This is a genomic window from Mycoplasma todarodis (assembly GCF_965212735.1).
In the GTDB taxonomy this organism is placed as follows: domain Bacteria; phylum Bacillota_I; class Bacilli_A; order Mycoplasmatales; family Metamycoplasmataceae; genus Mycoplasma_K; species Mycoplasma_K todarodis_A.
This window is the reverse complement of the sequence record NZ_CBDBYJ010000001.1, coordinates 295054-303911: the sequence shown is the minus strand read 5'-3', so window position 1 is coordinate 303911 and position 8858 is coordinate 295054. Positions and strand designations below refer to the sequence as shown.

Here is an 8858-nt window from a genome sequence, read left to right as displayed (position 1 = left end):
GTGCAGTTTTTGCATCTTTTTCAGCTTTTGCTTGTGCAGCTTGAGCATCNTTAGAAATTTTAACTAGTCCTGCTGTTTTAGCTTTTTCATCGTTTAATGTTTTTGTAGCCTTGTCTAAGTTATCTTTTGCTGTTGCTNNTGCTGATTTAGCTTCTGCAAGTTTTTTATTTANATCTGCTGTTTTGGCAGTTTCANCATCAAGTTTATCTTGTGCAGTTTTTGCATCTTTTTCAGCTTTTGCTTGTGCAGCTTTAGCATCGTTAGAGATTTTAATCAATCCTGCTGTATTGGCAGTTTCAGCATCAAGTTTTGCTTTAGCATCTTTTGCCGCCGCTTTAGCTTTTCTCTCTGCAATCTCCGCTTTAGAAAGTTTTGTTTCTAATTTTGATTTTTCTGCTTCTTTTGCATTTAACGCAGTTTCTGTATCTTTTATTTGTTTTTGAAGTTTTTGAAGACTTTCCTTTACACCTTTTAATGTACCAAAATTAACTTTTATCTTCTTCTTTCATTCTTTTGCTTTATCAATGTAATTTTCTTTAATGTATTTTTTAATATCCTTTTTGAAAAAAGTGCCATTTGCTTGTGATTTTACATTTTTAAATAAATCTAAGGGTTCTATTGGGATATACTTTGAGATCTTTTTATCAAAAACTAAGTAATTTTTAATTGTTTCATTAATTTTTTCTTGTATTTCCTTGACATTTTGCTTAGTTAAAGAATCCATCTCTGGCATATCGATATCCATAAGAGCTGCTTGTATAGTTCTCGCACGAGAAATATCTATTGCTTTCCCTTTAGAATTATTTGCTTCTTGTAAAGCGATTACTGTCCCAGTACCTATTGTTGCTACCGAAAGAACGGAAATAGTTGTTAATGTTGCTACCTTAAATTTATTGCTCATGTTGGCTCCTCTTCAAATGTCTTTTAGCGTTTGGCGTTTTTTTGTTTTTTACTATACATTAAAATGTATTAAACAATACTTTTTTAAATTATATAATAGTTTTCTATAAAAACCAAATTGGAGAAGTTGAATTAATAAAGGAATAAGTGATAAAATTGCACATTATCTACCCATAAGTAATCGTTTTATTACAATTAAAAACCCTAAAACCCTTATCATTAAAGGTTTTAGGGTTTTTAATGCTATATGAGCATTTTTTTCATACATTCAAATATTGAAAGTGAAATTATCTAATAAAAAAATAAAAAAATGCCAGTGGCATTATTCTTCATTGTCGTATCTTTGAGAAGAAAATAATTCAAAATCCCCATTCTCTTGATCTTCTTCAAATTCAGAAAGTTTTGGCAATTCCTTTAATGATGAGATATTGAAATAATCGTAAAATTTACTTGAAATTTTATAAAGGATAGGTCTACCTGGTGTTTCAGCTACGCCCGCTTCTTCAATAAGACCTTTCATTAGCAATGTATTGACAACAGCTTCAGACGCCACACCTCTAATTGTATTAACTTGTGATTTTGTAATTGGTTGTTTGTAAGCAATGATACCAGCCGCTTCAATTGCAGCATTTGATAATCTTTGTTTTTTCTCATTAGTAACAAGTTCTGAAATTTTATCATGCAACTCTTTTTTAGTAGCGAATTTAAAATGATCTTTATATTCAACGACTACAAGACCATGCTCGCCATTGTTTCACTCTTCCATAAATGTCTTAAGCTCTTTACGCGCTATTGCTGTATTCATTTCTTCGTAAACAGAAGCGAAAGACCTTGGTGTTAATCCTTCATTTCCTTTTACATATAATAATGCTTCTATAATTTTATTCATCTAGACCTCCTTTAATTATTCTGATTGTGGCAAATTGTTCATCTTGTTTTAATGTTATTTCTTGCAATCTAGCCATATCCAATATCGCCAATAAAGTTACTGCAAAATGCTTAAGTGTCGGAACACTGAAAACCTCTTCAAAAGATAATTCATCTTTAGAATCTAAAAGAACTCTTAATTCCTCAGCTCTTTCTTCAGGGGAAACATTTATTGAGGAAATAGTTCCACTTCTGAATTTAGCTGCATTTGTTCTTTCAAACATTTTTCTTAACGCCATAATTAATTTAATGGGGTCAGATGAACCATCAAGCTTAGTTTCGTCTATTGGTTTTTCAAATACTTTATATTCTTCATGTTCTTTAATATGAAGCTTTTTACGTTCTTGTTCTTTTTCTTTAAGAATTTCTGAAAATTGTTTAAATTGTTGATATTCAGCAAGTCTTTGAACAAGTAGATTTTTATCAACTTCATTTTTTGCTTCTTCTTTAGGGTTCTCTAAAAGCATTCTAGCTTTGATTTGCAGTAATGTTGTAGCCATAACTAAGTACTCAGAAGCTATATCTATATCTTTTGATTCCATTTCATTTATAAGCCTTAAATAATCTGTTGCTAATTCAGCTAAATCAATTGAAAACAAATCCATCTTTTTATCTTTTACTAATTCAAGTAAAAGATCCAATGGACCATTATAATTATCTAAATTTAATTGATATTCGTTTTCTTGCATTTTGACCTTTTCTTTCTAAACTTCTTGTTCTCTTACAGATTTTTCAGATGCATCAAATTCTTTATAATTCATTTGAACTTTTGCTTGAACTCTTTCTGCAATTTTTTGGTTTGGTTGACCCATGAAAGTCATTGGTTTAATTGGCTTACCAAAAATAACTTCTACATGTGTTTTACCTTTTCTATTAAAATTAGCACCTTTATAAGTGTTGTTGATTGTTACAGGAATAATTGGAACAAATTCTTTTTTAGCTAATCTAAAAGCTCCCGTTTTAAATTCTTGAAGTTTTCCATCTTTTGTTCTTGTTCCTTCAGGGAAGATAACCATTAAAGAATTTTCTTCTTTGGCATATTTACCCATTGCATCAAGTTGTTTTAAAGATTCTCTAGAATTTTTTCTATCGATAAAGAAAGTATTTGTGATTCTCCCTCAACCTCTAAATGATTTTTTATCCATAACTTCTTTTTTAGCTAAGAATACAGCTCTCTTATGTTTAACGTCAGATTCACCTGTTTGTTTTGCTAATGCAGCTACAAGACAAACTGAATCAATTCAAGATTGGTGGTTAGGTGTTAACAACGCTGTTCCTTTTGGTAAGTTTTCATAACCCTTAACATCTAAAACAACATTAAACCCTTTTAAAGTTTTCTGAGCTCTTTTAACAGCAACTCCTCATTTGAATTCGTTTGAATATCTTTCTGGATCCTTTAATGATTTTTTATGTATTCTATTTGCTCTATGACCTTTAAAAAGTCAATAAGGTGTAAGTAACCCAACTTTAATTTTTAATAATGACATTTATTTCTCCTTGTTTATAACTACGGCAACGACAAAATCTTCTTCATCAGAAGTTGAAATTTCAAAACCCTCAAACTCATATCTACCAAGATTTTTCTCAATCTCCATGTGAGGATAGTTTCTTAAAGAATTATCCGCTTTAAAAAGAGCTTCTTTTATTGCTCATCTTGTTGCAATGAATTTTGTTTTATTATTAGATAATTCAAAAAATCCAAATTCTTTTTCTGTTAAAATACGCTTCGCAAATTGAAGTTCTTTTCCTTCAAATCTTGAAACTTTTGTTAAGTCGATACCTATCATGTTTCAATTATACCTTAAAGGCATTCAATAGATATGCATAAAATGGTTTTTAATCTTTATAATATAAGGTATGAAAGCAATATATAAAAACTTAAAAATAATAGGAGCAGATGAGACTGGTGTTGGTGATTACTTAACACCACTTGTTGCAGCAGCCGTTTTTGTTCCTCCACAATACATTTCCAAACTTGAAGCATTAGGTATAACCGATTCAAAAAAACTTACAGATAAAAAAATACTTGAACTTTTTGAACAAATAAAACCTATGATTAAATCCAGTGTTAGACACCTTTCACAAAAAGGTTACAACAAATTAAACACATCCTTTAATGCACATGAATTAAAAACCATAATACACTTGCAAGCTATTAACGCTGTTGAATCAAGAGTTGATGATATAGATTTAATCATATTAGATCAATTTGTTAATGAGAATTCATTCAATAAATATGTAGCTAGACTTGATAAAAGTTCCCTAGATGTTTCACCACTAAAAAGAGAATTAAAATTAGTTACAAAAGGTGAAATGGAGCATGTTTCAGTTGCTGCTGCTTCAATTGTTGCTAGAGCATATTTCTTAAAGATGATGGAGTCACAAAATAAAAGATATGATATGACATTCCCACTAGGAACTAACGATCGTTCTGTAGCTTGTGCAAAAGAATTTGTTAAAAAATATGGAAAAGATAAATTAAATGAAGTTGCAAAAATGTCATTTAAAACAACGGAAAAAGTAATATAGAAATGAAAAAAATACCATGATTGGTATTTTATTTTTTAACATTATCATAAAATTCTTTAGGCACAGGTGCTTCAAACTTCATTAATTCACCATTAGGGTGTGTTAATTCTAATTTAAATGCATGTAATCTTTGACTAAATGAATCTAATGCTGTTCCATAAAGAGGATCTCCAATGATTGGGTGTCCAATATATGCTAAGTGAACACGTATTTGGTGTGTTCTACCAGTTTCTAATTCACATCTTACTAGAGTTGTGTTCTCCATAACTTTTTCAATGAAGACATGTGTTTTAGCGTGTTTTGAATTTTGTCTTTGCACAGCCATTCTTTGACGATGCTTAACATCTCTACCAACTGGTAAATCAATATGAGTAACCTCATTTGTAACTCTACCTTTAACTAAAGCCATGTATGTTCTTTTTACATCATGATCTTTAATTTGCTGAGCTAAAAATTGGTGTGATCTGTTATTCTTAGCTACAACTAACAATCCAGAAGTATCTTTATCGATACGGTGAACAATACCTGGTCTAACCTCTCCATTTATATCTGAAAGTTGACCTTTAAACCTATGCATCAATCCATTTACTAATGTTCCATTTGGATGACCTGGTGCTGGGTGGACAACTAATCCTGTTGGTTTATTAATAATGATTAAATCATCATCTTCATAAATAACATCCAATTCCATTTCTTCTGCTTCAACATTCATTTCTCTTTGAATTACTTGCGTTACCTCAATTTCATCATTTTCTTTAACTTTAAAGTTTGCCTTTCTCACTGAAATACCATTAACGTTAATGGCATGACCTTTAATTAATGTTTGAATATCAGTTCTTGATATTGCAGTATTATCTGCAATGTATTTATCTATTCTATCTGTATATCTTGCTACTAGTTTTTCCATGTAAGTATTATAAAGAAAAAGGCGATACTTCGCCTATTTATTTACTTTATTAGTTTTTATTTATTTTACTTCTCTTCTTTTAAATCTGTTTCTTTTGATGCAACTTGTGTTTTCTTGAATGATTTAAAATTTTTCTTTTTGGCTTTATTATCTTTAACATCTTCTTTTTTTGTTTCTTTGAAAGTATTGATAATTAATCCAATCGCAGCAATTGGAGACCCAAACACAACCTCTATATCAGCAATATTGTATGTCCCCTTGTCATAAAATGGATTGTATATTCAATCTCTAACGTAATGCCCCCCATTAGGTTCAATCAACATATATCTATCCATAATATTTCCTAGTGCTCCAGAAGCAATTAAAGAAAGGCCAAATACAACGATTTTACTACTGCTAAATAAAGCTGCAATAATAACTGCAATTGCAATTAATGATGTGATAGTTTGAACACCTCAATAAGGCACAGTACCAGCACCCAGAGATGAAAACATACCAGTATTAATAACTAATCTAATTCCAAATAGTTTACCTTCTGAAATTTGCGGTCTACTAACACCATCTCCGATTCAACTTTGCCCACTTTGAGCAAAAGCGTATATCTTTGTAAATTGATCTATACCTATAAAAACGGATAATGTAAAGATGAGGATAATCGCATTCCGAATTATCTTTTGTTTATCTATTTTATTAAGTATTCTTTTAAAGTGTTTTTTCATAAAAGTATTATATAAGAAAAAAAGTCCTTATTTATTAAGAACTTTATGACATCTTATACATAATTCATCTTTGATTTCTTCTACATCTATATGGTTTCAACATCTTGGACACTTAACAGTTTCAAATGTTTCAACTTTAATTTCTGTTCCGAATTCAACTTTCGCAACTATTAATAATTGTTGTAGATTTAATGATTTTAAGAATTCATTATCTGTTTTTATAATAACTTTTGCTTCATTTCTACGTCTAATAAGACCTTCTTTAGTTGCTTCTTCTAGTTTTTTATTAACTTCATCAAGTAATTCAAAATATGCATCTCATTGAGTGAAAACTTCTTCATTAATTGATTCTACTTGGAAGAAATCTTCTAAATGAACTGATTCTTTTTCTGGGTTCATTAATTTGAATAGTTCTTCTGTTGTAGTTGGTAATATCGGAGCAAGAGTAATGATTAATGTGTTTAAAATATTGTAAATATTAGTTTGAATCATTCTTCTTTCTTTTGAATCTTTATCATCAGCATAAAGAACATCTTTTGCAAATTCAAAATATAATGACGAAATTTTGATAATGAAATTATTAACAATTTTTATCATTTTATTAAATTCAAACGCTTCATAACTCTCTTTTATTTGGTGTTTAACTTTTTTGTGTAATTCAGCAATGTAAGCGTGGAACCCTGTTGGTTCAACAGCCATTGTTGCATCAAAATCAAATAAATTACCGTGCATGAATCTCATTTTTGTTCTGAAATTTCTATATACATCAATATTTTGTTTGATGATTTCAGGTGAGATTGTAACATCAGAAGTGAATTCTGAATTTGCTGCTCATAATCTTAAGATATCTGCACCATTCTTACCAACAATTTCTTGTGGAGAAACAACATTACCTTTTGATTTAGACATCTTATTACCTTTACCATCTAAAACAAATCCATGTGATAGTAATTGTTTGAATGGAGAAACTCCTCTATAAGCAACAGAATTAATCAATGAAGAGTTGAATCATCCACGATATTGATCTGAACCTTCAAGGTATAGATCAAAAGGTGCTTCTTGACCCTCAGGTTTAACAGCTATTGAAGATGAACCTGAATCGAATCAAACATCCATAATATCCATTTCTTTTGTATATCCTTTTCCTTGGAATTTTTCAGGTAATAATTCATCAGCTGTTTTTTCTCATCAAATATCTGAACCATGTTTTGAAACTAATTCAATAACATTATCGAATATTTCTTCATTAATGATTGGTGTTTCACCATCGTAGAATACAGGAATAGGAACTCCTCATGTTCTTTGTCTTGAGATTGTTCAATCATCTCTATTTTCAATCATTTGTGATAGTCTAGCAACTCCTCATTCAGGGTGTGACTTAACTTTTGAAAGTTCTTCCAATATTTGTGATTTGATTTTTGAAATAGATACAAATCATTGAGGAACACCTCTATAAATAATAGGTTTATGAGTTCTTCAATCGTGTGGGTATGAGTGTTTCATGAATTTTAGAGAAAGAAGTCTTCCTTCTGCATCAAGTTTCATCCCAACATCTTTATTGGCATCTTCATAAAAGATACCTTCAAGTTCTCCAGCTTCTTTATTGAATTTTCCATCACCTTCAACGTGCATTATCATATCTAATTTAAATTTCTTACCAATGATAAAGTCATCTTCACCAAATAAAGGTGCTATATGAACTAATCCTGTTCCTGATTCTAATGTAACATGATGCCCTTCAACAACTGGGGCTGTTAATTCTGTTTTAACTGGACGTTGATATTCAAGACCAATCAATTCTTTACCTTTGAATGATTTAAGAACTTCAAACTCTTCTCATTTAGCTGATGCAGCTAAAGAGTCAAGTAATTGTGTAGCAACTACATAAGTATTACCATTCGCTTTTACTGTTGAATATTCAAATGACATTCCTACGGCAATACCTGAGTTAGCGATTAAAGTTCATGGAGTTGTTGTTCAAATAACTAATTTCTCTCCAGCAGATATTGTTTCATTACCTTTAACAACATCTAATGCAACGAATATTGAAGGTGATCTATGATCAGCATATTCAACCTCTGCTTCTGCTAAAGCTGAACGTGATGAAGGTGATCAATAAACTGGTTTTAGACCTTTGTAAATCAATCCATCAAGAGCCATTTTTTTGAAAAGTTTTAGTTGGTTAGCCTCAAAATTCTTATCTAAAGTTACGTATTTTTCAGATAAATCAGATAATAAGTTTAATGTTTTGAATTGCGCTTCTTGTCTTGCAACTTGTGTTAGAGCATATTTTGCAGCTTCTTTTCTAAGCGCAACAGGATCGAAATCATCAGCTTTTTTATCCATTGTTTCTAACATTTTATTTTCGATTGGTAAACCATGTGTATCTCAACCTGGTGTATAAGGTGCATAAAAACCATTCATTGTTTTATATCTAACAATAATATCTTTTAGAATTTTATTTAAAGCATGACCAATATGTAAATCCCCATTAGCATATGGAGGACCATCGTGTAAAACAAATTTTTGATTTTCTTTGTTTTTTGCTAATGCTTTTTTGTAAATATCTTTATCTAATCATTCTTGTCTAAATTGTGGTTCTTTTTGAACTAATCCAGCTTTCATACCAAAATCTGTTTGAGGCATGTTTAGAGTGTCTTTGTAATCTTTTTTCATATTTTCCTTTTCAAACAAAAAGAGTCCGCATTAGGGGCCAACGTACCACCCTAACAGGACTCTTAATGTGTTCGTAACGTGAACAAAACGCTTTTATGAGACTCGGAAGTGATACCCACTTTATATTCCAGTTTGGTTTGCAGCTAACACCAACTCTCTTAGCAAGAATATTAAAGGGACGTGTCTTCGTCATTGTTATA

Annotated in this window: 8 protein-coding genes; 1 reads left to right on the top strand and 7 read right to left on the bottom strand. The window is 30.5% G+C overall.

Going from position 1 to position 8858, the window contains the following annotated elements; all coding sequences use genetic code 4:
* Positions 1 to 1222: 1222 nt before the first annotated feature.
* From scpB to ACOMC1_RS01415, 4 genes are read right to left on the bottom strand one after another with little or no spacing between them, the layout of a single operon-like run.
* On the bottom strand, positions 1223 to 1789 hold the full coding sequence (scpB, locus tag ACOMC1_RS01430) for an SMC-Scp complex subunit ScpB (RefSeq protein WP_420330866.1): 567 nt from the start codon (positions 1787 to 1789) through the stop codon (positions 1223 to 1225).
* Positions 1782 to 2516 carry a segregation/condensation protein A gene (locus ACOMC1_RS01425; protein ID WP_420330865.1) on the bottom strand — a complete coding sequence of 245 codons (735 nt, stop codon included), beginning with the start codon at positions 2514 to 2516 and terminating at the stop codon, positions 1782 to 1784. Before ACOMC1_RS01425 ends, scpB begins: the two co-directional genes overlap by 8 nt.
* A gap of 15 nt (positions 2517 to 2531) precedes the next feature.
* A complete protein-coding gene (locus ACOMC1_RS01420; protein ID WP_420330864.1) occupies positions 2532 to 3314 on the bottom strand; it encodes a lysophospholipid acyltransferase family protein in 783 nt (260 codons plus the stop codon).
* Positions 3315 to 3614 (bottom strand): 4'-phosphopantetheinyl transferase superfamily protein, encoded by a 300-nt coding sequence (locus ACOMC1_RS01415; RefSeq protein WP_420330863.1) that lies wholly within the window; start codon positions 3612 to 3614, stop codon positions 3315 to 3317.
* Between the two features lie 70 nt (positions 3615 to 3684).
* On the opposite strand from ACOMC1_RS01415, the gene ACOMC1_RS01410 reads away from it, so the two are divergent.
* Entirely contained in the window at positions 3685 to 4356 is a 672-nt protein-coding gene (locus tag ACOMC1_RS01410; RefSeq protein ID WP_420330862.1) for a ribonuclease HIII, read from the top strand.
* Between the two features lie 28 nt (positions 4357 to 4384).
* Here the strand turns inward: ACOMC1_RS01410 and ACOMC1_RS01405 are convergent, their stop codons facing one another.
* The 3 genes from ACOMC1_RS01405 to ileS form a co-directional block, all read right to left on the bottom strand.
* Positions 4385 to 5263: an RluA family pseudouridine synthase gene (locus tag ACOMC1_RS01405; protein WP_420330861.1), complete on the bottom strand. Its 879-nt coding sequence runs from the start codon at positions 5261 to 5263 to the stop codon at positions 4385 to 4387.
* 65 nt (positions 5264 to 5328) lie between these two features.
* Positions 5329 to 5982, bottom strand: coding sequence for a signal peptidase II (locus ACOMC1_RS01400; RefSeq protein ID WP_420330860.1), 654 nt, complete (start codon positions 5980 to 5982; stop codon positions 5329 to 5331).
* A gap of 27 nt (positions 5983 to 6009) precedes the next feature.
* A complete protein-coding gene (ileS, locus tag ACOMC1_RS01395) occupies positions 6010 to 8658 on the bottom strand; it encodes an isoleucine--tRNA ligase (RefSeq protein ID WP_420330859.1) in 2649 nt (882 codons plus the stop codon).
* Between the last annotated feature and the right edge of the window lie 200 nt (positions 8659 to 8858).